26 protein-coding genes and 2 tRNA genes are annotated in these 20,003 nt (G+C 69.3%); 23 read left to right on the top strand and 5 right to left on the bottom strand.

Annotated elements, in window-relative coordinates; all coding sequences use genetic code 11:
- Positions 1 to 67 precede the first annotated feature (67 nt).
- Genes EOW66_RS18675 through EOW66_RS18655 form a run of 6 tightly spaced genes read left to right on the top strand, consistent with a single transcriptional unit; the run spans position 68 to position 5,206 of the window.
- Positions 68 to 670, top strand: a complete 603-nt coding sequence (locus EOW66_RS18675) for a hypothetical protein (RefSeq protein WP_128157835.1) — start codon at positions 68 to 70, stop codon at positions 668 to 670.
- Between the two features lie 7 nt (positions 671 to 677).
- A complete protein-coding gene (locus EOW66_RS18670) occupies positions 678 to 1,994 on the top strand; it encodes a phage portal protein (RefSeq protein WP_128157834.1) in 1,317 nt (438 codons plus the stop codon).
- Complete coding sequence (locus EOW66_RS18665) at positions 1,991 to 3,742, top strand: prohead protease/major capsid protein fusion protein (protein ID WP_128157833.1); 1,752 nt, start codon at positions 1,991 to 1,993, stop codon at positions 3,740 to 3,742. The genes EOW66_RS18670 and EOW66_RS18665 overlap by 4 nt, the downstream gene beginning before the upstream one ends.
- Positions 3,742 to 3,963: a phage head-tail joining protein gene (locus EOW66_RS18660; RefSeq protein ID WP_128157832.1), complete on the top strand. Its 222-nt coding sequence runs from the start codon at positions 3,742 to 3,744 to the stop codon at positions 3,961 to 3,963. Before EOW66_RS18665 ends, EOW66_RS18660 begins: the two co-directional genes overlap by 1 nt.
- Positions 3,964 to 3,980: 17 nt before the next feature.
- A complete protein-coding gene (locus tag EOW66_RS20465; protein WP_164881193.1) occupies positions 3,981 to 4,337 on the top strand; it encodes a helix-turn-helix domain-containing protein in 357 nt (118 codons plus the stop codon).
- 2 nt (positions 4,338 to 4,339) lie between these two features.
- Positions 4,340 to 5,206 carry a tyrosine-type recombinase/integrase gene (locus tag EOW66_RS18655; protein WP_164881192.1) on the top strand — a complete coding sequence of 289 codons (867 nt, stop codon included), beginning with the start codon at positions 4,340 to 4,342 and terminating at the stop codon, positions 5,204 to 5,206.
- Between the two features lie 49 nt (positions 5,207 to 5,255).
- Here the strand turns inward: EOW66_RS18655 and EOW66_RS18650 are convergent.
- A tRNA-Thr gene (locus EOW66_RS18650) sits at positions 5,256 to 5,330 on the bottom strand.
- Between the two features lie 115 nt (positions 5,331 to 5,445).
- Here EOW66_RS18650 and EOW66_RS18645 point away from each other — a divergent pair.
- From EOW66_RS18645 to EOW66_RS18570, 16 genes are all read left to right on the top strand, one after another.
- Positions 5,446 to 5,631, top strand: a complete 186-nt coding sequence (locus tag EOW66_RS18645) for a hypothetical protein (protein ID WP_113901141.1) — start codon at positions 5,446 to 5,448, stop codon at positions 5,629 to 5,631.
- A complete protein-coding gene (gene murA / locus EOW66_RS18640) occupies positions 5,632 to 6,900 on the top strand; it encodes a UDP-N-acetylglucosamine 1-carboxyvinyltransferase (protein WP_128157830.1) in 1,269 nt (422 codons plus the stop codon).
- A 94-nt stretch (positions 6,901 to 6,994) separates the two neighbouring features.
- Positions 6,995 to 7,474 carry a DUF2948 family protein gene (locus tag EOW66_RS18635; protein ID WP_128157829.1) on the top strand — a complete coding sequence of 160 codons (480 nt, stop codon included), beginning with the start codon at positions 6,995 to 6,997 and terminating at the stop codon, positions 7,472 to 7,474.
- Between the two features lie 187 nt (positions 7,475 to 7,661).
- Positions 7,662 to 8,993: a histidinol dehydrogenase gene (hisD, locus tag EOW66_RS18630; protein ID WP_128157828.1), complete on the top strand. Its 1,332-nt coding sequence runs from the start codon at positions 7,662 to 7,664 to the stop codon at positions 8,991 to 8,993.
- Positions 8,993 to 9,472: a UPF0262 family protein gene (locus tag EOW66_RS18625; protein WP_128157827.1), complete on the top strand. Its 480-nt coding sequence runs from the start codon at positions 8,993 to 8,995 to the stop codon at positions 9,470 to 9,472. Before hisD ends, EOW66_RS18625 begins: the two co-directional genes overlap by 1 nt.
- Complete coding sequence (locus tag EOW66_RS18620) at positions 9,469 to 9,930, top strand: arsenate-mycothiol transferase ArsC (RefSeq protein ID WP_128157826.1); 462 nt, start codon at positions 9,469 to 9,471, stop codon at positions 9,928 to 9,930. Before EOW66_RS18625 ends, EOW66_RS18620 begins: the two co-directional genes overlap by 4 nt.
- Before the next feature lie 110 nt (positions 9,931 to 10,040).
- Positions 10,041 to 10,448 (top strand): ketosteroid isomerase-related protein, encoded by a 408-nt coding sequence (locus EOW66_RS18615; protein ID WP_128157825.1) that lies wholly within the window; start codon positions 10,041 to 10,043, stop codon positions 10,446 to 10,448.
- Entirely contained in the window at positions 10,448 to 11,032 is a 585-nt protein-coding gene (locus EOW66_RS18610) for a GNAT family N-acetyltransferase (protein WP_128157824.1), read from the top strand. Before EOW66_RS18615 ends, EOW66_RS18610 begins: the two co-directional genes overlap by 1 nt.
- Positions 11,033 to 11,037: 5 nt before the next feature.
- Positions 11,038 to 11,931, top strand: a complete 894-nt coding sequence (locus EOW66_RS18605) for a carbon-nitrogen hydrolase family protein (protein ID WP_128157859.1) — start codon at positions 11,038 to 11,040, stop codon at positions 11,929 to 11,931.
- An 81-nt stretch (positions 11,932 to 12,012) separates the two neighbouring features.
- Entirely contained in the window at positions 12,013 to 12,231 is a 219-nt protein-coding gene (infA, locus tag EOW66_RS18600; protein WP_036636451.1) for a translation initiation factor IF-1, read from the top strand.
- Positions 12,228 to 12,791 carry a Maf family protein gene (locus EOW66_RS18595; RefSeq protein WP_128157823.1) on the top strand — a complete coding sequence of 188 codons (564 nt, stop codon included), beginning with the start codon at positions 12,228 to 12,230 and terminating at the stop codon, positions 12,789 to 12,791. The genes infA and EOW66_RS18595 overlap by 4 nt, the downstream gene beginning before the upstream one ends.
- Complete coding sequence (locus EOW66_RS18590; RefSeq protein ID WP_128157822.1) at positions 12,788 to 13,828, top strand: ribonuclease E/G; 1,041 nt, start codon at positions 12,788 to 12,790, stop codon at positions 13,826 to 13,828. The genes EOW66_RS18595 and EOW66_RS18590 overlap by 4 nt, the downstream gene beginning before the upstream one ends.
- Positions 13,825 to 14,010: a DNA gyrase inhibitor YacG gene (locus tag EOW66_RS18585; RefSeq protein WP_128157821.1), complete on the top strand. Its 186-nt coding sequence runs from the start codon at positions 13,825 to 13,827 to the stop codon at positions 14,008 to 14,010. Before EOW66_RS18590 ends, EOW66_RS18585 begins: the two co-directional genes overlap by 4 nt.
- Before the next feature lie 186 nt (positions 14,011 to 14,196).
- Positions 14,197 to 14,272, top strand: a tRNA-Phe gene (locus tag EOW66_RS18580).
- A gap of 298 nt (positions 14,273 to 14,570) precedes the next feature.
- Positions 14,571 to 14,888, top strand: coding sequence for a hypothetical protein (locus EOW66_RS18575; RefSeq protein ID WP_128157820.1), 318 nt, complete (start codon positions 14,571 to 14,573; stop codon positions 14,886 to 14,888).
- Positions 14,889 to 14,931: 43 nt separating this feature from the next.
- Positions 14,932 to 16,440, top strand: a complete 1,509-nt coding sequence (locus EOW66_RS18570; protein ID WP_128157819.1) for a multicopper oxidase family protein — start codon at positions 14,932 to 14,934, stop codon at positions 16,438 to 16,440.
- A 51-nt stretch (positions 16,441 to 16,491) separates the two neighbouring features.
- Here the strand turns inward: EOW66_RS18570 and EOW66_RS18565 are convergent, their stop codons facing one another.
- On the bottom strand, positions 16,492 to 17,295 hold the full coding sequence (locus EOW66_RS18565) for a VOC family protein (RefSeq protein WP_128157818.1): 804 nt from the start codon (positions 17,293 to 17,295) through the stop codon (positions 16,492 to 16,494).
- A gap of 77 nt (positions 17,296 to 17,372) precedes the next feature.
- Positions 17,373 to 17,795, bottom strand: a complete 423-nt coding sequence (locus EOW66_RS18560; protein WP_128157817.1) for a DoxX family protein — start codon at positions 17,793 to 17,795, stop codon at positions 17,373 to 17,375.
- Between the two features lie 130 nt (positions 17,796 to 17,925).
- On the opposite strand from EOW66_RS18560, the gene EOW66_RS18555 reads away from it, so the two are divergent.
- Positions 17,926 to 18,813 carry a LysR family transcriptional regulator gene (locus EOW66_RS18555; RefSeq protein ID WP_164881191.1) on the top strand — a complete coding sequence of 296 codons (888 nt, stop codon included), beginning with the start codon at positions 17,926 to 17,928 and terminating at the stop codon, positions 18,811 to 18,813.
- Here EOW66_RS18555 and EOW66_RS18550 read toward each other — a convergent pair.
- Together EOW66_RS18550 and EOW66_RS18545 are read right to left on the bottom strand one after the other, a co-directional pair.
- Positions 18,810 to 19,619, bottom strand: a complete 810-nt coding sequence (locus tag EOW66_RS18550; RefSeq protein WP_128157815.1) for an energy transducer TonB — start codon at positions 19,617 to 19,619, stop codon at positions 18,810 to 18,812. The genes EOW66_RS18555 and EOW66_RS18550 overlap by 4 nt on opposite strands.
- Positions 19,616 to 19,999, bottom strand: a complete 384-nt coding sequence (locus EOW66_RS18545) for an ExbD/TolR family protein (RefSeq protein WP_128157814.1) — start codon at positions 19,997 to 19,999, stop codon at positions 19,616 to 19,618. The genes EOW66_RS18550 and EOW66_RS18545 overlap by 4 nt, the downstream gene beginning before the upstream one ends.
- Positions 20,000 to 20,003: the final 4 nt, after the last annotated feature.

Raw genomic sequence — 20,003 nt, 5'->3', positions numbered from 1 at the left:
AGGGTTTGCATAAAACCGTTTCAGTGTTATTGTGGGTTCAGAAAAACCCCTTTTAGGAGCCTATTCCATGGCCAGCACGACCGTTCGGCTTGATCCCCTGTCGAAGATCACCCACCGCCCGAAGGAGGCGATCCGCAACATTCAGAAGGGCAAAGATGCCCCGTGGCATGACGAAGAGGAGTTCGGCGACGCGACGCAGCGCCGCTACACCGGCTTTCACGCGCTCGCGCTGGTGCTGGCCGAGATGATCGGGGCGCAGGGGTGTTCGGTCAGCCTCACGGGTGAATTCATGCGCGCCCACAAGTCCGCGATCAACAAGTTCCTGGACGAGATCGAAGGCGACCTGCCGCCCAAGCCGCGTTTCGTCCTGGCTCTGCAGACTGCCATTGAGGATGAGTGGGTGGGCATCACCTGGCAACCGATGATCCTGTGCGGTTACGGTTCTGTCGAAGAGGTCGAAAGCGCCATTGCGGCGGAGATCGCGAAGGTCGGCCGCGTCATCGAAACGCGCGACGGCCGCGTGAAGGATCGCGTCGTCGGCGGCCCGTGGATCGCGCTCGCCTCCATTCCCGAAGCCTATCGCCTCCTGCGCCAGCGCGCCAAGGCGGAAGGCTACATGATCGAGGGCCGCCAGATCTTCAAGATTGCCGACGATATCGAGGGCGAGTGAGGAAGAAATGGCCTTCCTCTTCAACATCATCGAGAGGCTGTTCAAGCGCTCCGGCATCGAGGCGGGGGGCGGCGGGGATCGCTGGAAGGGGGTTGCTACACTGACGGCCCCTCAGCAGCAGACCCTCGCCGCCCGGATGGCGTCGAAGGGCCGGGCGGCCGCGCTCTACCTCAACACCGCGCTTGGCAACCGGATCGTGGAGTGTCTGGCCTCGGCGCTGGTCGGCAAGGGCTGGCAGGCGCGCCCGCAGCACCCCGATCCGGTCGAGCGCCGCGCCCTGTCCGAAGCCTTCGAGGCGCTGACCCGCCCCATCATGCAGCCGATCGCCCGCGCTATCGTCCGTGACGGCGAGGCCTTCGTTCAGCTTGTCGTTGGCGAGGGCGGCACGTTCCGCCCGAAGCTGCTGGCCTCTGACCAGATTGACCCGTCCCTGACCCGCGACCTTGGCGACGGGGCGCGGATCGTCGCCGGGGTCGAGTTCGACGCGGCCGATCAGGTCGTGGCCTATCATGTTCTGCGCGACGCCCCGGGAACGCCCTTTGCCACCTACAGCGCCCCGGTCCGGGTTCCCGCGCAGGACATGCTGCACATCTTCGACACGCTGTTCCCCGGCCAGGTGCGCGGCCTGAGCTGGCTTACGCCGGTGCTGCTCAAGCTGCGCGACCGCGACGAGGCTTCGGACGCCATGCTGATGCAGCTCAAGGTTGCCTCGCTGATCACCGGCTTCATCCGCGACCCCGAGGGCGGCGCGGCGGGCTTCGCGGCAGAGGACGGGACGATGAACGTCGCCCTCGAACCCGGCGCGATGCGCATTCTGCCGGTCGGCGCGGATGTGACCTTCTCGCAGCCAGGTCAGGGGCTCGCCCAGGCGATCGAGTTCTTGCGCGCCCAGGACCGCGAGATCGCGGCCGGTGTCGGCCTGACCTTCGAGGCGCTGACCGGCGATTTGGGCGAAGCGAACTACAGCTCGGCCCGCGTCGGGATGCTGGAATTCCGCCGCCGCGCCGAGGCGATGCAGCAAAACCTGATCGAGGCGCAGTTCCTCCGCCCGCTGTGGAAGCGCTGGACCGACGTCCGCGCCCTTACCGGGGAACTTCCCGCCAACCCCGCCAGCCTCGCCGATTACCATGCGGTGCGCTTCGTGGCGCCGGGCTGGGCCTGGGTCGATCCGCAGAACGAGGTGACGGCCGATGTGGCGGCGATCGCCGCCGGCCTGAAATCGCGCGAGGAGGTCGTGGCCGGCCGTGGCCGCGACATTGACGAGCTGGACGAGGAGCGCGCCCGCGACGCGATGCGCCCGCAGACCGCGGAGGTGCCCGCATGACGCTTCACCTTCGCGCCGCTGCCCCCGCCGCCTCGACCGTCGACACCGAGGCCCGCACCGTCGAGGCGATTGTCTCGACCGGGGCCGAGGTTCGCCGCCCGGGCTACATCGAGCGGCTGGACCTCGCCGGCGCCGACCTGTCGCGGCTGATCGGCACCCCGGTTCTCGATGCGCATCGCTCCGCCTCGACCAGCGACCAGCTCGGCGTTGTCGAGGCGGCCGAGATCCGCTCGGAAGGGCTGTGGGTGCGGATGCGCTTCCGCAGCAACGATGCCGCCAAGGCGGTGCTGACCGATATTGCGGACGGCACCCTTCGCGGCCTGTCCATCGGCTACAGCGTGGCCGAGTGGAAAGACGAGAGGCGCGGCAACGACCGCATCCGCGCCGCAATTCGCTGGACGCCGATCGAGGTGTCCGTTGTCCCGGTGCCGGCCGATGCCGGCGCCCATTTCCGCAAGGGGAACACCACCATGCCCGAAGCCCTCGAACAGACCACCCAGACGCGCGCCGAGATCAACGGCGCGATCCGCACCATCGCCGAGACTGCCGGCCTTACGCGCGCTTGGGCGGATGCCCAGATCGACGCCGAGGCGAGCCTCGACGACGTTCGCATTGCCGCGCTCGATGAGATGCAGCGCCGGTCGGCCGCCCAGGCCACGCGCACCACCCGTGCCACGATCGGCACCGACAACACCGACCCTGCCGTGATCGCCGCCCGTGCCGGTGAGGCGCTGTTTGCGCGGTCTCACCCCGAGCACGATCTTTCCGGCGCCGCGCGGGATTTCGCGCATATGAGCATCATGGATCACGCCCGTGCGTCGGTGCAGCGTTCTGGTCAGGCGACCACCGGCCTGTCGCAAGACGCGATCCTGACCCGCGCCATGCCCGGGCTGCACGGCACCTCTGACTTCCCGCTGATCCTGGGCGATGCCGTCGGCCGCGAGTTGCGCCGCGCCTATGAGGCGGCGCCCTCGGGTATCCGCCAGCTCGCGCGTCAGTCCTCCGCCCGCGACTTCCGCGCCAAGAGCTCGATTGCCATGGGGGAGTTCTCGACGCTCGAAAAGGTCCCGGAAGGTGGCGAGTTCAAGAGCAGCACGATCGACGAAAGCGCCGAGAGCTACAAGATCGAGACCTTCGGCAAGATCTTCGGGATTACCCGTCAGGCCATCGTGAACGATGACCTCGGCGCCTTCACCACGATCCCGAACAAGATCGGCACTGCCGCCAGCGCTTTCCAGGCTGATATTCTCGTCGGCATGGTGACGAAGAACCCGGCCATGTCGGATGGCAAGCCGGTGTTCCACGCCGACCGCGGCAACCTCGCCGAGATTGGCGCGGCGCCGAACCTCACCACGCTTTCGGCTCGCCGCTTGGCGATGCGCCGTCAGACCACCCCGCTCGGCGTCCTGATCAACGCGACGCCGCGCTTCCTGCTGGTCGGCCCCGAGCTGGAGACCCTCTCCGAGCAGATCCTGACCCAGATCAACGCGACGAAGACGGAGGACGTGAACCCCTTCGGCAACCTGTCGCTGATCGTCGAGCCGCGTCTGAATGGCACGGAATGGTATCTCGCGGCCGACCCCGCCACGATCGACGGGCTTGAATATGCCTACCTTGAAGGCGCGCCGGGCCCGCAGGTCGAAACGCGCACCGGCTTCGAGGTCGATGGTGTCCAGTTCAAGGTGCGCCTCGACTTCGGTGCCGGCTGGCTCGACTTCCGCGGCTGGCAGAAGAACGAGGGTGTGTGATGGCCGTTGATCTGTCCGAACTGATCGAGCTGCGCGACAGGCTGGTGATGGAACGAGGCCGTGGGGTCTCTGCTCTCCAGCTGGGAGACGAACGGATCGAGTTCAAGAACGATGCCCAGATGGCCGCGGCCATTGCCGATCTGGAGGCGCGCATTCGTCGCGCCTCCGGCACCTCGCTCACCTCGAACGTGGTCAGGTTTTCGACCTCAAAAGGCATGTGAAGTAAAGGCTTAGACTGATGGACTTTCGCCTGATGACCATAGAGGAAGCCGCTTCCGAGCTTCATAATGGCATCCCCGCGACGGCGCTCCACAAGGCGCGCCGCAACGGGAAACTGTGGGCAAAGAGGATCGGCAAGCGGTTTTACACGAACGAACAGGCGTTGAAGGAGTTCCTTGCATGCCCCGACACCGAAAGCCCGCTCGCCTCTACTTCCGAGACGACGAACAGCAATGGGTCATTCGTGACGGAAGCACCCAGAAGCGGACAGGATTTGGCCCTCGCGAGCTTGCGGAGGCTGAAAACGCACTCGCCGAATACGTCGCGCGAAAGCAAGTCTCAGCCCGGCGCGGGCCGGCTCACCCGGGGGAGCTGACCGTGGGGGAGGTTCTGGCGCGATATGCTGATGACAAGGGGGCGACTGTGGCTGCGGTCAAGACGCTCATTTATTCGATCCAAGCCCTTGTCCCGTTCTGGGGCAACCTGACTTGCGATGCGGTGAAGGGCTCGACCTGCCGTCGCTATCAGCGTGAGCGCGGGAAGCCCCGCCTGTCGGAGATGACGACGAAGACCGGAAAGACGATCTCGCGCTTGCGCACGGCCAGCGCCTCGACGGTGCGTCGCGAGCTTGGGGTTCTGCAGGCTGCGCTCAACCATGCCCATTCCGAAGGCCTGCTGATCCATCCGATTGCGGTGACGCTCCCGGAGGCAGGTGAGGTGCGGGACCGCTGGCTGACCCGGTCGGAAGCGGCGAGACTGGTCTGGAACGCCGAGCCCCACGTCCGCAGGTTCATTCTGCTGTCCCTCTACACCGGGCGCCGGGCGACGGCGATCCTCGAGCTTTCCTGGACCCGGGTCGACCTCGAGAAGGGGACGATTCGCTTTCGCGCCGATGGCGAGCAGGAGACGAATAAGCGCCGGGGCAGCATCCGCATTCCGCGCCAGCTCTGGGGGCATCTGCGGCGCTGGAAATGCTACCGGGGCGCGAATGTCGTGACCTATCGGGGAAAATCCGTTGAGAGCGTCAAGACCGGCATCCGGCGCGCTGCCGAGCGGGCGGGGCTGGAAGGCGTCACCCCGCATGTTCTCAAACACACTGCAATCACTTGGGCGGTGATGAAGGGCCTCGGGGTCGAGGACGCCGCCGAATACTTCAACACGTCCCCTGAAACCATCCGCAAACACTATTGGCATCACAGCCCGCACCACCAGGAACGGGCGCTCGAAATCATCGAGCGGCGCTGATGCTGTGCGGATAACTGTGCGGAAAGGATCGCGAAAGTTGGATAAGTGCTGGTGCTGCAGGAGAGGATTGAACTCTCGACCTCTCCCTTACCAAGGGAGTGCTCTACCACTGAGCTACTGCAGCGCCGTTTCGGTCGGCGTCGACCGTGGGCGGGGATTTAGAGGACATCGCGCGGGTGCGCAAGGGCAAATTTTCACCCTCTCTCGACACAAATTCCCGGCCGGGGTAGAGAGGGCCAATGACAGAGGATACCCCCGAGAAGAAACCCGGCAAGGGCGGTGCGAAAGCCGCGCCCGAAACCCGCGAGGAGCGGCTGCGTGCCGCGCTGCGGGCGAATCTGGCGCGGCGCAAGGCGCAGGCGCGCGGGCGCGCGGCGGATGCGGCCGAGACGGAATCGGGTCGGGGCGGGCAGGAGAACGAGTAGATGGATTCGATCATCGTGCGCGGCAACGGGCCGCTTCACGGCCAGATCCCGATTGCCGGGGCGAAGAACGCCTGCCTCGCGCTGATGCCGGCGACGCTGCTGAGCGAGGAGCCGCTGACGCTGACGAACGCGCCGCGGCTGAGCGACATCCGCACCATGACCGAGCTGCTGGCCAGCCTCGGCGCCGAGGTGACGGGGCTGCAGGACGGCAAGGTGCTGGCCACCTCCTGCCATGGCGAGATCACCCCGGTCGCGGATTACGACATCGTGCGCAAGATGCGTGCCTCGAATCTGGTGCTCGGTCCGCTGCTGGCGCGGCTTGGCCATGCCGTGGTGTCGCTGCCGGGCGGCTGCGCGATCGGCGCGCGGCCGATGGACATCCACATCGACGCGCTCTCGGCGCTCGGCGCCGAGATCGAGCTGAAGGACGGCTATCTGCACGCGCAGGCGCTTGGCGGGCTGCGTGGCGCGCTGCACGAGATGCGATTCGCCTCGGTGGGCGCGACCGAGAACTTCCTGATGGCCGCGGTGCTGGCGAAGGGCACCTCGGTGCTGAAGAACGCCGCGCGCGAGCCCGAGATCGTCGATCTCGCCCGCTGCCTGCGTGCGATGGGGGCCGAGATCGAGGGCGAGGGGAGCTCGACGATCACCATTCAGGGCGTCGACCGGCTGCATGGCGCGACCCATCCGGTGGTCACCGACCGCATCGAGCTGGGCACCTACATGCTCGCCCCGGCGATCTGCGGCGGCGAGGTCGAATGCCTCGGCGGCAAGATCGAGCTGGTCGAGAGCTTCTGCGAGAAGCTCGACGCGGCCGGGGTCTCGGTCGAGGAGACGGCGACCGGGCTGAAGGTGAAACGCAAGAACGGCCGGATCCGCGCCGTCGACGTGGTGACCGAGCCCTTCCCGGGCTTCCCGACCGACCTGCAGGCGCAGATGATGGCGCTTCTGGCCACCGCCGAGGGCACCTCGGTGCTCGAGGAGAAGATCTTCGAGAACCGCTTCATGCACGCTCCCGAGCTGATGCGCATGGGCGCGCGGATCGAGGTGCAGGGCGGGCAGGCGACGGTGCATGGCGTCGAGAAGCTGAAGGGCGCGCGGGTGATGGCCACGGACCTGCGGGCCTCGGTGTCGCTGATCCTCGCCGGGCTTGCGGCCGAGGGCGAGACCGTGGTGAGCCGCGTCTACCACCTCGACCGCGGCTATGAGCGGGTCGAGGAAAAGCTCGGCGCGGTCGGCGCCAAGATCGAACGGGTGAAGGGCGAGTGAGGACGCAGGGGCGTGCCGCGACCGGCACGCTTGAAGGGAAAACCTACAAGGAATGGGAGGCCGAGACGCTCTCGGTGCTGCCGCAGGAGGACGCATGACGACTGACGCGCGATTCGAGGACGGGGCAGAGGGCGCGCTCGCGCTGCGGGCCGAGACGGCGGAGGACCTGAAGGTCATCGCCGCGCTGGTGCAGGACGCGGTCTTCTCCGCCGCCGACATCGCCTGGGAGGCGAAATCGCGCCGGCTTGCGTTGCTCGTCAACCGCTTCCGCTGGGAGGACAAACCCGCGGCCGAGGCGGAAAAGCGCCCCTACGAGCGGGTGCGCGCGCTTCTGGTGATCTCGGGCGTCACCGGCATCGCCTCGCAGGGGATCGACCGCAAGGACCGCGATCTCGTGCTGTCGCTCCTCGATCTCGGCTGGGAGCCGGGCGAGGAGCCCGCCGGCCGCGTGCTGCTGACGCTGGCGGGCGACGGCGCGATCGCGGTCTCGGCCGAATGTCTCGAGGTCGACCTGCACGACGTGACGCGGCCCTATCGCGCCGTCTCGGGCGCCGCGCCGCATCACCCTGACTGATCTGGCCTTTTTCTTGGCCGAAATACTCTCGGGGGTCCGGGGGGCGAGCCCCCCGGGCGCCGGCCCGGGCCGAGAGGCCGCATGAGTATTTGGGCCAGGAAAAAGCCGGGCGCATCGGGGCGGGGACACGAGCGCTTGCCCCGCGCGCGGCAAGGTCTTAATCCATTGGGCAAGAAGGAGCCTCCCCATGCCGCATTTCCTTGCCACCGCCGACGCCGATTTCGAGACCCGCTTCACCGCGCTTCTGGGGATGAAGCGCGAGGACAGCCCCGATGTCGATGCGGCCGTCGCCGCGATCATCGCCGATGTGCGCACGCGCGGTGATGCGGCGGTGATCGCGCTGACCGAGAAATTCGACCGGCTGTCGCTGACCCCCGAAACGCTCGCCTTTTCGCCCGCCGAGATCGAGGCGGAAATCGCCAAGGTGCCCGCGGCCGAACGCGCGGCGCTCGAACTCGCGGCGGAACGGATCCGCACCTATCATGCGCGGCAGATGCCGAAGGCCGAGGAGCGCTGGAACGAGCCGAGTGGCGCCGAGCTTGGCTGGCGCTGGACGCCGGTCTCGGCGGCGGGGCTTTATGTGCCGGGCGGGCTGGCCTCCTATCCGTCCTCGGTGCTGATGAATGCGATTCCCGCCAAGGTCGCCGGGGTCGAACGGCTGGCCATCGCCTGCCCGACGCCCGGGGGCGCGGTGAACCCGCTCGTGCTGCTTGCGGCGCGGCTCGCGGGCGTCGACACCGTCTACCGCATCGGCGGTGCGCAGGCGATCGCGGCACTTGCCTATGGCACCGAGACGATCACCCCGGTCGACAAGATCACCGGGCCCGGCAATGCCTTTGTCGCGGCGGCGAAGCGGCGGGTTTTCGGCAAGGTCGGCATCGACATGATCGCCGGCCCCTCCGAGATTCTGGTGATCGCCGACGGCACCGCCAACCCCGACTGGGTGGCGATCGACCTGCTCAGCCAGGCCGAGCATGACCAGTCGGCGCAGGCGCTGCTGCTGACCCCCGACGCGGGCTTTGCGACGGAGGTCGTCGCGGCGCTCGAGGCGCGGCTTGCCACGCTCGAGCGGCGCGAGATCGCCGGCGCGAGTTGGCGCGATTTCGGCGCCGTCATCGTCACCCGCGATCTGAGCGAGGCGGCGGCGCTGTCGAACCGCGTCGCGCCCGAGCACCTCGAGCTGTGCGTTGCCGATCCCGAGGCGCTGAGCGCCGAGATCACCCATGCCGGCGCGATCTTCCTTGGCCAGTGGACGCCCGAGGCGATCGGCGATTATGTCGGCGGGCCGAACCATGTGCTGCCCACGGCGCGCTCGGCGCGCTTCTCCTCGGGGCTGAGCGCGATGGACTTCCTCAAGCGCACCACGCTCGCGAAGATGACGCCCGAGGCGCTGCGCGCGATCGGCCCCTCGGCCGAGATCCTCGCCACCTCGGAAAGCCTGCAGGCGCATGGCCTGTCGGTGCGTGCCCGGCTCGACGCGCTGAACTGCGCCGAGGCGCTGACGGAAGGGGATGCCTGATGGCCCGCATCACCCGTCTCGAGATCGATGACAGCGGCCTGCCGGCCCCCGCCCCGGAAATCGAGCAGGAGCGCCGCGTCGCGGTCTTCGACCTGCTCGAGGACAACAGCTTCACCATCCCGGGCCGCGACGGTGCGCCCGCGCCCGCGGGGCCCTTCGCGCTGACGCTTGCGGTGCGCGACGGCCGGCTGGTCTTCGACACCGCGACCGAGGCGGGCGAGAAGGTGGCCGAGTTCCACCTCAGCTTCGGCCCGTTCCGGCAGGCGGTGAAGGATTACTTCCAGATCTGCGCCAGCTATTTCGACGCGGTGAAGAAGCTGCCACCGAGCCAGATCGAGGCGATCGACATGGCCCGGCGCGGCATCCACAACGAAGGCGCGCGGATCTTGCAGGAGCGGCTCGAGGGCAAGGCCGAGCTCGACATCGACACCGCGCGCCGTCTTTTCACTCTCGTCTGTGTTCTTACTCCGGTAAAATGATGGCGTCTCTTCCCCATTCGGTCCTGTTTTGCTGCGACCACAATGCCACGCGTTCGCCGATGGCCGAGGGGATGATGAAGAAGTTCTACGGCCGCGAGGTCTATGTGCAGTCGGTGGGGCTGAAGTCGGATCTGGAGATCGACGGCTTCACCATCGCCGTGTGCCACGAGATCGGCGTCGATCTGACCCGCCACCGCGCGCGCGATTTCAACGAGCTTGCCGATTTCGGCGATGAGCTTGAATCCTTCGATCTGGTGGTGGCGCTGACGCCTGCCTCGCGGGCGCTGGCCGAGGAGATGGCGCGGGCGCATCACGTCTCGGTCGAATACTGGCCGATCACCGACCCGACCGGCGTCGGCGAGGGGCGCGAGGCGCGACTGGCCGCCTATCGGCTGACCCGCGACCAGATCCGCGCCCATATGGTCGCGCGCTTCGGCGCCCCGAAACAGCCGATCTGAGCCAGCCTTCCCGGTGACGGTTTCGCGCGCCCGCGCGTCGGTTGCGGGGTTTGACGCGGGCCCCCGCCCGTGCGACATCTCGGTCAGTTTCATCCGACCGGAGTTCGCCGATGCCCCGCGCCGAAGCCCTTGCCGCCGTCACCCGCTATTACGAGGCCTTCAATGCCGGCGATACCGCCGCGATGGAGGCGCTGATCGCCGATGAGTTCGAGCATCACGTCAACGAGGGCGAGATCCGCCGCGGCGCCGAGGCCTTCCGCGCCTTCAACGCCCACATGACGCGCTGCTACCGCGAGCATCTGGCCGATGTCGTGGTGATGGCGAATGACGCGGGCACCCGCGCCGCGGCCGAATTCGTCGTGCATGGCGTCTATGTCGAGTCCGACGACGGGCTGCCCGAGGCGCGCGGGCAGAAATACGTGCTGCCGGCGGGTGCCTTCTTCAGCCTGACGGACGGCCGCATCACCCGGGTGACCACCTATTACAACCTCTCCGACTGGGTCCGGCAGGTCAGCTGATGGTCGAGGTCCGCAGCCTGACCGGCGCGGCGCTCGACGCGGCGCTTGACGACGTGGCGCGGCTGCGCATCGCGGTGTTCCGCGACTGGCCTTACCTTTACGACGGCTCGCTCGACTACGAACGGCGCTATCTCGAAAGCTATCGCGCCTCGGAGACGGCGGTGGTGGTCGGCGCCTTCGACGGTGCGCGGCTCGTCGGCGCCGCGACCGGCACGCCGCTCGAGGATCACGCCGAGGATTTCGCCGCGCCCTTCGGGGACACCGGGCTGCCGCTCGAGACGGTCTTCTACTGCGCCGAGTCGGTCTTGCTGCCCGAGTATCGCGGCCATGGCCTCGGCCACGCCTTCTTCGACGCGCGCGAGGCCCATGCCCGGGCGCTCGGCCGCAGCTTCTCGGCCTTCTGCGCGGTGATGCGGCCGGCCGATCACCCGCTGCGGCCCGCGGACTATCGCCCGCTCGACGGGTTCTGGCGCAAGCGCGGCTATGAGCTGATGCCGGGCGTCGTGGCGCGGTTCCGCTGGACAGATCTCGGCGACAGCGCGCAGACCGAAAAACCGCTGCAATTCTGGGGGCGCGCGCTGTGAGACATGTGACCGTGGCGGCCGCCGCCTATCCGTTCGATCAGGTCGCCGATGTCGCGCAATGGGCGGCGAAAGTGCGGGCCTGGGTGCAGCAGGCGGTGCTGAAGGGCGCCGATCTGCTGGTCTTTCCCGAATACGGGGCGATGGAGCTTGCGGCGCTTGGCGGGCCGCGCGTGGCCGCCGATCTCGAGGCGGCGCTGAACGAGGTGGTGCGCCACCGCGCCGCGATGGAGGCGACCTTCGAGGGGCTGGCGATCGAGTTCGGGCTGACGATCCTCGCCCCCTCGGGCCCGGTGATCGAGGCCGGGCGGCGGCTCAACCGCGCCACGCTCTTCGGCCCGGCGGGCCGCATCGGGCATCAGGACAAGGCGATGATGACCCGCTTCGAGCGCGAGGAGTGGTCGGTCGAGGCGGGCGCGGGGCTCGCCCTTTTCGACACCGCGCTTGGCCGCATCGGCGTGCTGATCTGCTATGACAGCGAGTTCCCGCTGCTCGCCCGGGCACTCGCCGAGGCGGGGGCCGAGATCCTGCTTGTGCCGTCCTGCACCGACACCGAGGCGGGGTTCTGGCGGGTGCGGGTGGGGGCGATGGCACGCGCCCTCGAAAGCCAGTGCGTCGTCGTGCAGGCGCCGACCGTGGGCGAGGCGCTGTGGTGCCCGGCGATCGACGTGAACCGGGGGGCGGCGGCGATCTACGGCCCCTCGGACACCGGCTGGCCGGCGACGGGGGTGATCGCCGAAGGGGCGATGGACGTGCCCGGCTGGGTCGTCGCCACCGTCGATCTCGAGCAGGTTGCGGCGAGCCGCGCGGGCGGCGCCGTTCTGCCCTTCGCGCATTGGCCCGAGCAGGCGGCACAGGCGGCGCGCCTTCACATTGTGCGGGAAAAGCTCCGCGACGCTTGACATTCTCCTTGAATTTTGCCGCCTCCCGGCGCATGTATCGCGCGCCCGCGGAATCTGGCGGGTGTGTCTTCAGGAGTGAACATGGCCAAGGAAGAAATGCTCGAATTCCCCGGCGTCGTGAAGGAACTCCTGCCGAACGCGACTTTCCGGGTCGAACTCGAGAACGGCCATGAAATCATCGCGCATATGGCAGGCAAGATGCGGAAGAACCGCATCCGGGTCCTCGCGGGCGACAAGGTACAGGTGGAAATGAACACCTACGATCTGTCGAAAGGCCGCATCAACTACCGCTTCAAGTGAAGCTGATCCTCGGTTCCGCAAGCCCGCGCCGGCGGGAGCTTCTGGGCCAGCTCGGACTGGTCCCGGACGAGGTGCGCGCCCCCGACATCGACGAGACGCCGCTGAAAGGCGAGCTGGCGCGCGATTACGTCGCGCGGATGGCGCGCGAGAAAGCCGCCGTGCTCGATTGCGCGGCGGACGAGGTGATCCTCACCGCCGACACCACCGTGACCTGCGGCCGGCGCATCCTCGGCAAGCCCGAGGACGAGAAGGAGGCGGCCGAGTTCCTCTGGCTGCTGTCCGGCCGGCGCCATCACGTGCTGACCGCCGTCGCCGTGCGCAGCGCCACCGGCCTGCGCGCGCGGCTGGTCGACACGATCGTGAAATTCCGCCCGCTCTCGAATGCCGAGGTGAACGGCTATCTTGCCTCGGGCGAGTGGCGGGGCAAGGCCGGCGGCTATGCCATTCAGGGCCGCGCCGGCGCCTTCGTGCCCTGGATTCAGGGCTCCTTCACCGGCGTCGTCGGCCTGCCGCTGGCCGAGACTGCGCTGCTTCTGCAGGCGGCGGGAGTGGACGCATGAAGGGCCGCATCGTCGTTTTGGGGGAGCTGCACGGGCTCGAGGCCGCGGCGCTGATGGTCGATGGCCGGCTCGAGGATCTGCTCCTCGACAGCTCAGACGCGGTGACGCTGGCGCCCGGCGCGATCTGCCGCGGCCGGGTCGAGCGGCAGATGAAGGGGCAGGGCGGTGTCTTCGTCCGCCTGCCCGGCGGCGAGAAGGGCTTCCTGCGCGAGGCGAAGGGGCTGGCGCCGGGGCAGGGGGTGATCTGCCAGGTCACCGGCGGCACCGAGCCCGGCAAGGCGGTTCCGGTTTCACTGCGGCTGCTGTTCAAGGGCCGCTACGGCATCGTCACGCCCGGCGCGCCGGGGCTGAACATCTCGCGCCGGATCCATGACGAGGATCTGCGCGAGGGGCTGCAGGCGATCGCCGCGGTGGTGATGGAAGGCTCCGGGATGGGCCTCATTCTCCGCTCGGCCTGCGCCGAGGCCGAGGAAGGCGAGATCGTCGAGGACGTCGCGGCGCTGCGCGAGCTGGCCGAGGCGGTGACCGCCGACACCACCGGCGAGCCCGAGCTGCTCGTCGACGCGCCGACCCCGCAGGAGGAGGCCTGGCGCGAATGGGCCGATCCTGCGCCCGACGAGGTGGTCGAAGGGCTGGCCGAGCACGGCGTGCCCGAGGCGGTGGATGCGCTGCTTTCGCCGCGCGTCGAGCTGCCCGGGGGAGGACACATGATGATCGAGCCTACCCGGGCGCTGATCGCCGTCGATGTCAACACTGGCACGGACACCTCGCCCGCGGCGGGGCTCAAGGCCAATATCGCCGCGGCGCGCGAAGTGCCGCGGCAGCTGCGGCTGCGGGGCCTGGGCGGACAGGTGGTGATCGATTTCGCGCCGATGCCGAAGCGGGAACGCGTCACCCTGGAACAGCAGCTGCGCACCGCCTTCAAGGGCGAGGCCGCCGAGACGAGCCTTGCGGGCTGGACCCCGCTCGGGCTTTACGAGCTGGTGCGCAAGCGCGACCGCGTGGCGCTTGCGGCGCTGCTGGAGGGGCGGGAATGAGCTGTCCGATCTGCGGCAAGACGAGCGAAGCAAAATACCGCCCGTTCTGCTCGAAACGCTGCGCGGACATTGACCTCGCGCGCTGGCTGAACGGGTCTTACGTGATTCCGGGCGATCTGGCCGAGGAAGAGGAATGCGCCCCCGAAAGCCCGCCCGGCGGGGTCTCCGATCGACCGCACTGAGCCCGGCCAAGCCTCTGAAATGCCCGCCTTTCGGCGGCGAAAGGCCCTCCGGACGGAGGGCCTTCCGGTTTTCGAGGAGGGGGGTAAACTTTCCGGCGCGCGGGACGAAAAAATCCGCAAAATCCTCTGGACAGCTCCCGCCCGCTCGATTAGGAAGCCCACACCAACGCCGGACCACGGCCCGGTGCCCAGATAGCTCAGTTGGTAGAGCAGCGGATTGAAAATCCGCGTGTCGCTGGTTCGATTCCGGCTCTGGGCACCACTTCAAATCCATGACACTGCTGGATCAAGTCGACCGCCTTGTTCGGCTGTCTCCGCTGTTTTCGCACCGTTGACGCTTACGTCAACCCTGCTCCCGCAGGATGCCGAGGATCTGCGCTTCCGCGAACGTCGATCTCTTCCTGCTCCGGTCCTCTCATCGGGCCGGACACCGGCGTCAGATGGCGGAGGTATCGGGGCACGGCACCGTGCCGCGCCTTTTCCTGCGCGCGGCCGGCGCTTTGACGGAAATGTCACCTGACGGCCGGCGGAGGATCGGCTACCTTGCGGGCATGTCATGCGTGACCGCCCTCCTGCGCCTCGTGATCGTTGCGGTTTTCGCGGCGGGGCTTGGCCTGCCTGCGGCGCCTGCCACCGCGGCGCCGATGCCGGAGCGGGCGATGGCACAGATGCACGCCGCTCATCATGCGATGCCGGCCAAGGCGCCGATGCCGGCCGACGAGAGCTGTCGGGCGCATTGCCTTGGCGTCAGTGTGCTGGTCGTGCCGGCGATGCCGGCACCGCGTGCGGCGCGCGTCGTGCCTGTGCACGTGGTGGCGCTGGTCGAGGCGGCGCCCTCGCTCTGGCCTCTGCCCGAGGGCCATCCGCCGCGCACCTGATCCTCCGCCCCGACTCTCGTCGACACTTTTTCCGGAGATCAACATGACCCGACTTTCCCGCCGCGGCTTTCTGGCCGCTTCTGCGGCTGCCTCCGCATCGCTTGTGCTGCCCGCGCGTGTTCGCGCCGCGCCCGACAGCTTCGCCCTGACCGCCACCACCCGGGTGATCGAGGTGCAGGGCCGCGCCGCCACCGTGATGGGGCTGGTGAACGCGCAAGGCGGCCTTGGCCTGACGCTCGATCCCGGCCAACGCTTCCGCACCGATCTGACGAATGCGCTCGACATCGAGACCATCGTGCACTGGCACGGCCAGATCCCGCCCAATGCCCAGGACGGCGTGCCGAACACCAACCCGATGCTGAAACCGGGCGAAACCCGCGCCTATGACTTTGCCCCGCGTCCGGGCACCTTCTGGATGCACAGCCACATCCCCGAGCAGGAGATCGGCCTGCTTGCCGCGCCGCTGATCGCGCGCCGGCCCGAGGAGGTCGCGGCCGACCGGCAGGAGGTGGTGATGTTCCTGCACGATTTCGCCTTCCGCACGCCGCAGGAGGTGCTGGCCGAGGTCACCGGCGGCACCGCGATGGATCACACCACGATGGACCATTCGGCGATGCCGACGGGCGGCGGCATGGCGGGCATGTCCGGGATGTCGGGCATGGGCGACATGGCCGCGATGATGCCCGGTGCCGGCGGCATGTCCGGAATGGGCGGCATGATGGGCGGGGGCATGGCGATGGACCTGAACGATTTCGACTTCGACGCCTATCTCGCCAATGACCGCACGCTTGACGACCCCGACGTGATCGCGGTCGAGCGTGGCGGCCGGGTGCGGCTGCGGGTCATCAACGGCGCCTCGATGACGGCGTTCTGGATCGACCTCGGCACGGTGACCGGGCGGCTCGTTGCGGTCGATGGCGAGCCGGTGGTGCCGCTCTCGGGCTCGCGCTTCTCCGCCGCGCCGGCGCAGCGGCTCGAGATCGAGATCGACCTGCCCGCGGAGGGCGCGGCGCTGCCGGTCCTTGCGCTGCGCGAGGGCGCGCGCGAGCGCACCGGCATCGTGCTGGCGCCGAAAGGCGCCGCGGTGCCGAAACTCGCGGCCCTGTCCGAGGCCGATCACCCGCCGGTTTCGGGCGACATGGCGCAGGAGCTTGCCTTGCGTGCGGTCACGCCGCTGCCCGATCGCCCGGTGCAGAACGGGCAGATGGTGATGCTGACGGGGGCGATGCAGCCCTATCTGTGGACGATCAACGGCCGGACCTGGGAAAACCGCATTCCGGTTCCGGCGAAGAGCGGCGAGCGGGTCGAGCTGATGTTCCACAACATGTCGATGATGGCGCATCCGATGCACCTGCATGGCCATGTCTTCCAGGTGGTCGAGGTGAACGGCACCCGCTTCGCGGGGGCACTGCGCGACACCGTGCATGTGCCGGCGATGGGCAGTGTCACCGTCGCCTTCGATGCGGGCGAGGCCGCGCCCTGGATGCTGCATTGCCATCACATGGGGCATCTGGCGAGCGGGATGATGACCGAACTTGCCGTCTCGGCCTGACAGGACAAGGGCCGCCCCGGTGACGGGGCGGCCCCGGTTCTTTCCCGCCGCTCAGGCGGCGCGGGCAAGCCCCGCGGGCTCGAGCGTCACGCGGTTGCCCCAGGGGTCGGTGAAGGCGCGGCCCGCGGGCCCGGCACCGGGCGCGACGCCCAGCACCAGCTCGGCAAGCCCCGCCGAGCCCTGCGCCCGTGCGCCCGCCCCGGTGCTGCGCCAGGTATTGGTGGCGAGGTGGTGGTGATAGCCGCCCGTGGCATAGAAGGTGGCGCCCGGGCTGCGCTCGGTCACGTCGAAACCGAGGGTGCCGGCATAGAAGGCCTCGGCCGCGGTCAGATCGCCCACCTGAAGATGGACATGGCCGATGACCGTGCCTTCGGGCGCGTCCCGCCACTCGCCGGGCGCTTCCTGCATCAGCCCCTGCACATCGAGCGGGCGCGAGGTCATCTTCACCCGCGTGCCGTCGGTCTGCCATTCGGCCCGCGGCCGGTCGGCATAGATCTCGATGCCGTTGCCCTCGGGGTCGCGCAGATAGGCGGCTTCGCTCACAAGGTGGTCCGAGGCACCGTCAAGCCGCAGCCCGGCGCCGATCGCATGGCGCATCCAGCGGCCGAGATCGGCGCGGTCGGGCAGCAGGAAGGCGGTGTGGAAAAGGCCCGCCCCGCGCGGCGCGAAGACCGCGGCCGGGTCGCGGCGCAGCTCGACAAGCGGCGTGCTGCCACGCCCGAGCGTCAGGCTCTCGCCGTCGCGGCGCAGCGCCGCAAGGCCGATCGCGGTCTGGTAGAAATCGCCGACCCGGTCGAGGTCGCGCACCGTCAGCGCCACACGGTTGACGGTCATCGGGGCATCATTGCTGGCCATGGTCCTGTCTCCTGTGTCGGGTTGGGGGCGAGAGGCCGGGCGCATGGCCCGGCCGGTCGTGACGATGTTCCGGGCGATCAGGCCAGGGTGAAGGCGAGGAAGCCGCCACCGATCAGCGCCTGAACGAAGAGGGCGAGGCCCCAGAAGGCCGGGTATTCCCAACCGCCGTTCGGGTTGGTGAACCAGAAGCCGTTCTTGCGGTGGCCGAACCAGGCGGCGCCCAGGATCACCGGGATCAGCGCCAGCGCCACGAGGCTGGTCTCGAAACCGACGATCAGCGCGATGCCGCCCAGCACCTCGGCGGCCATCGTCGCATAGGCGAACCAGCCGGGCAGGCCGAGCGAGCGGAAGTAGCCCGCGGCGCCCGCGGGGGTGAAGACGAAGATCTTCAGCCAGGCATGCGCCAGGAAAAGCCCGCCGAGGCTGACGCGCAGCAGCAGCGCGGCGAGAGCGATGGCCCCGGCCGAGCCGAAACCGAAAGTCGAGAGAAGCGAGGTCATGATCCGTATCCTTGTCCGTGTCGGCGGCCGCTGTGGCCGTCCCGTTGATGGGACAGAGATAGCGCCTTGCATCACGGCAAAGAATGGACATTATCATTCAATCAATTTCGCCAAATTGGAGATAATTGGCATGGACCTGCTCGACGGGATCCGCACCTTCGTCGCCGTGGCCGAAAGCGGCTCGTTCACCGCCGCCGCGGCGCGGCTTGGCATCACCAACAAGGTCGCCAGCAAATACGTCGCGGCGCTCGAGGAGCGGCTGGGGCATACGCTGCTTTACCGCACCACGCGGGCGGTTTCGCTGACCGATGACGGGGCGCGCTGGCTGCCCTTCGCGCGGGCCGCGATCGACGCGGTCGAGGCGGCTCAGGGCGCCTTGCAGGAACCGGGCGAGGGGCTGACCGGGCGGTTGCGGCTGGCCTGCGGCACGACGCTCGGCGAGCTTGTCGTCGCGGGCACGGTGCGCGCCTTTCTGGCCGAGAACCCGGGGATGCGGATCGAGATGGTGATGTCGGACGGGCTGACCGACCTTGCCGCGGGGGGCTTCGACATGGCGGTGCGGATCGGCATCCCGCTCGATTCCAGCCTGCGGATGCAGCGCGTGGGCGAGACCGTGCCGCGCATCGCCGCCAGCCCGGCCTATCTGGCGCGGGCGGGTGTGCCGCTGCACCCGGCCGATCTGGCCGGCCACCGTGCGGTGATCGACCTGAACGAGACCCGGCCGGGCCGCTGGGCCTTCGAGACCCCCGAGGGGCCGGTGACGATGGCGATGACCGGCGCCATGGCGGTGAACAGCGCGGCAATCACCATCCGCATGGCGCTTGCGGGCGACGGGCTGGTGCGGGCGCCCGACATCTTCCTGGCGCCGCATCTGGCGGCGGGAACGCTGGTCGAGGTGCTGGCCGATTTCACCGGGCCGGCGCATCCCATCCACCTGCTGACCCTGCCCACGGCCTTCCGCCAGCACAAGACGACGGCCTTCGCCGCGGTGCTGCGGCGCCGGCTTGCCGCGCTCTAGCCGCGGGCGCTGAACTCGAAGGAGAAGCGCGCCGGCGTCTCGGGCGGCGGCGGGAAGGGGGCGGCGCGGCGGATGTGGTCGAGCGCCGCGGCATCGAGCGGCGCCGAGCCCGAGCTGCGCAGGATCGTCACCCGCGCCAGCCCGCCGCGCGGCCCGATCTCGAAGCCCACCAGCGCCGTGCCGCGGCCCGAGCCGCGCTGCTGCGGCACGGCGCGGATCTGGCGGATCACCGCGGCGGCATAGCGCGCGGGCGTGGGGGCGGCACCGGCGCCGCCCCCGCCGGCCGCGCCCTGCGCCTGCGTGCCGCGGCCCGCCTCGCTGCCCTGCGCGGCGCCGCGGCGGGTATCGCGATCAGCGTTGCCGCGGGCCTGTGCCTTTTGCGGCGCGGCGGCGGTCTTGCGCGGCGTCTCGGCGGCTTTCGGGGTGGGCTTCGGTTTCTGCGCAGGTTTCGCCTGCGGCCGGGGGGCGGGATCGGGCCGGGCGGTCAGGGGCTCGGGCGCCGGCACCGGGGCCTGCGCGGCCGGCACCACCAGGTCGAGTGCCTCGGCCACCGCTGCAAGGGCGGCCGCCGGTTCGACCGGCGGTGCCGCCTCGGCCACCTCGGCCGGCGCCACCGGGGCGAGCGTGCCCTGCGCGAGATCGGCGAAACCATTGCCGAGAAGGGCGATCTCGGTGCCACCGCCGCCGCCGGGCGGGGCCTCGCTCAGGCCCGGCGCGGCGCCGGCCAGCACCAGCGCGTGGACCGCGCCCGAAACCAGCAGCGCGCCAAGCGCCACGGAACGGCCGAGGATCGTTCTGCGGGTCATTCTTCCCCCTCCCGTTCGGCGAGAATGCGCACCTCCTGCGCCCCGGCGGCCTGCAGCGTGCGGGCAAGCGCCACCAGCGCGGCCGCCGGCGCGGCACGGTCGGGCAGGATCCGCGCGGTGCCGGCGGTGTCGGCGGGCAGGGTGGCGATGAAGCCCGCCGCATCCGCCACCCCCTCGGGCCAGAGGGCCGTGCCCGCAGCATCAAGCGCGACGGTGCCGCGCATCGGGGCGGGGGCGCCGTCTGCCAGCCGCGCCAGCCGCAGCCCGGCGGGCGGGCGGGCGCCGATCGCGCCGGCGACCAGAAAGAAGGTCAGCAGCAGGAAGACCACGTTGATCAGCGCGATCGTCGGCTCCGAGCGGCGGCGGGCGAAGCGGCGCATCGGT

It is taken from the genome of Paenirhodobacter huangdaonensis (assembly GCF_004022465.1).
Taxonomy (GTDB): domain Bacteria; phylum Pseudomonadota; class Alphaproteobacteria; order Rhodobacterales; family Rhodobacteraceae; genus Rhodobacter; species Rhodobacter huangdaonensis.
The sequence above is the reverse complement of the archived record's forward strand: the minus strand, read 5'-3'. Positions and strand labels throughout refer to the sequence as shown.

Coding starts and splice junctions, on each gene's coding strand:
- EOW66_RS18635 (WP_128157829.1), top strand. CDS start 6,995: ATGACGACTGACGCGCGATTCGAGGACGGGGCAGAGGGCGCGCTCGCG.
- EOW66_RS18645 (WP_113901141.1), top strand. CDS start 5,446: ATGACAGAGGATACCCCCGAGAAGAAACCCGGCAAGGGCGGTGCGAAA.
- EOW66_RS18565 (WP_128157818.1), bottom strand. CDS start 17,295: ATGGCCAGCAATGATGCCCCGATGACCGTCAACCGTGTGGCGCTGACG.
- EOW66_RS18560 (WP_128157817.1), bottom strand. CDS start 17,795: ATGACCTCGCTTCTCTCGACTTTCGGTTTCGGCTCGGCCGGGGCCATC.
- EOW66_RS18615 (WP_128157825.1), top strand. CDS start 10,041: ATGCCCCGCGCCGAAGCCCTTGCCGCCGTCACCCGCTATTACGAGGCC.
- murA (WP_128157830.1), top strand. CDS start 5,632: ATGGATTCGATCATCGTGCGCGGCAACGGGCCGCTTCACGGCCAGATC.
- EOW66_RS18570 (WP_128157819.1), top strand. CDS start 14,932: ATGACCCGACTTTCCCGCCGCGGCTTTCTGGCCGCTTCTGCGGCTGCC.
- EOW66_RS18625 (WP_128157827.1), top strand. CDS start 8,993: ATGGCCCGCATCACCCGTCTCGAGATCGATGACAGCGGCCTGCCGGCC.
- EOW66_RS18620 (WP_128157826.1), top strand. CDS start 9,469: ATGATGGCGTCTCTTCCCCATTCGGTCCTGTTTTGCTGCGACCACAAT.
- EOW66_RS18545 (WP_128157814.1), bottom strand. CDS start 19,999: ATGCGCCGCTTCGCCCGCCGCCGCTCGGAGCCGACGATCGCGCTGATC.
- EOW66_RS20465 (WP_164881193.1), top strand. CDS start 3,981: ATGGACTTTCGCCTGATGACCATAGAGGAAGCCGCTTCCGAGCTTCAT.
- EOW66_RS18670 (WP_128157834.1), top strand. CDS start 678: ATGGCCTTCCTCTTCAACATCATCGAGAGGCTGTTCAAGCGCTCCGGC.
- EOW66_RS18550 (WP_128157815.1), bottom strand. CDS start 19,619: ATGACCCGCAGAACGATCCTCGGCCGTTCCGTGGCGCTTGGCGCGCTG.
- EOW66_RS18660 (WP_128157832.1), top strand. CDS start 3,742: ATGGCCGTTGATCTGTCCGAACTGATCGAGCTGCGCGACAGGCTGGTG.
- EOW66_RS18665 (WP_128157833.1), top strand. CDS start 1,991: ATGACGCTTCACCTTCGCGCCGCTGCCCCCGCCGCCTCGACCGTCGAC.
- EOW66_RS18675 (WP_128157835.1), top strand. CDS start 68: ATGGCCAGCACGACCGTTCGGCTTGATCCCCTGTCGAAGATCACCCAC.
- EOW66_RS18585 (WP_128157821.1), top strand. CDS start 13,825: ATGAGCTGTCCGATCTGCGGCAAGACGAGCGAAGCAAAATACCGCCCG.
- hisD (WP_128157828.1), top strand. CDS start 7,662: ATGCCGCATTTCCTTGCCACCGCCGACGCCGATTTCGAGACCCGCTTC.
- EOW66_RS18610 (WP_128157824.1), top strand. CDS start 10,448: ATGGTCGAGGTCCGCAGCCTGACCGGCGCGGCGCTCGACGCGGCGCTT.
- infA (WP_036636451.1), top strand. CDS start 12,013: ATGGCCAAGGAAGAAATGCTCGAATTCCCCGGCGTCGTGAAGGAACTC.
- EOW66_RS18555 (WP_164881191.1), top strand. CDS start 17,926: ATGGACCTGCTCGACGGGATCCGCACCTTCGTCGCCGTGGCCGAAAGC.
- EOW66_RS18590 (WP_128157822.1), top strand. CDS start 12,788: ATGAAGGGCCGCATCGTCGTTTTGGGGGAGCTGCACGGGCTCGAGGCC.